The organism is Actinosynnema sp. NPDC023658 (genome assembly GCF_040639995.1).
GTDB lineage: Bacteria > Actinomycetota > Actinomycetes > Mycobacteriales > Pseudonocardiaceae > Actinosynnema.
The window spans coordinates 1-1,028 of the sequence record NZ_JBFAAX010001505.1 but is presented as its reverse complement, the minus strand read 5'-3'; the positions used below and the strand labels follow the sequence as shown (position 1 = coordinate 1,028).

Here is a 1,028-nt window from a genome sequence, read left to right as displayed (position 1 = left end):
GGCCGTCGTGCCGAGCAGCTTCGGTGACGACGTGCTCGGCGTCGCGGCCGGAGCCGTGCAGCTGGACGCCCTCTACGCCAACCCCCTCGACCTCCGCAACCCGATCCGATTGGGAGCCTGAAGTTGTCCGCACGCGAGCTTCACCTCAACGCCTTCCTCATGGGCGTCGGCCACCACGAGGCGGCCTGGCGACACCCGCGCACCGACCCGAGCGCGCTCGACGACGTGGCGCACTTCCAGAACCTGGCGCGGATCGCCGAGCGCGGCACGTTCGACTCGGTGTTCCTGGCCGACGGCGTGCAGGTCTGGGGCGACGTGCGGCACAGCGCCGCCAACCGGTTCGAGCCGATCACCCTGCTGACCTCGCTGGCCCAGGCCACCGAGCACATCGGGCTCATCGCGACCGCGTCCACGGGGTTCAGCGAGCCCTACAACCTGGCCCGCCTGTTCTCCTCGCTCGACCACATCAGCGGTGGCCGCGCGGGCTGGAACATCGTCACCACCGCCGGGGACCGGTCGGCGCAGAACTTCAACCGCGACACCAACCTCGACCACGCCGAGCGCTACCGGCGGGCCGCCGAGTTCCTCGACGTGGTGACCGCGCTGTGGGACTCGTGGGAGGACGACGCGCTGGTCGTGGACCGGGAGTCCGGCGTGTTCGCGGACGACGACAAGGTGCACGAGATCAACCACAAGGGCCGGTTCTTCTCGGTGCGCGGCCCGTTGAACGCGGTGCGCAGCCCGCAGGGGCACCCGTTGCTCGTGCAGGCCGGTTCCAGCGAGGACGGCAGGGCGTTCGCGGCGGCGTGGGCCGAGGCCGTGTTCACCGCGCACCAGACCCACGGCGACGCCGCCGCGTTCTACGCCGACCTCAAGCGCCGCGTCACGGCCGAAGGGCGGTCCGCGGACGACGTGAAGGTGCTGCCCGGCATCGTCCCCGTGCTCGGCGGCACGGAGGCGGAGGCCCGGCGGCTGGCCGACGAGCTGGACGAGCTGATCGTCCCGGCGCGCGCGGTGCGGCAGCTGAC

General features: G+C 72.1%; 1 protein-coding gene. It reads left to right on the top strand.

Annotation, left to right across the window (positions count from 1 at the left end; all coding sequences use genetic code 11):
• Window positions 1–123: 123 nt before the first annotated feature.
• Window positions 124–1,028: NtaA/DmoA family FMN-dependent monooxygenase (locus tag AB0G02_RS42125; protein ID WP_360806765.1), on the top strand; the 905-nt coding region annotated here is incomplete at its 3' end.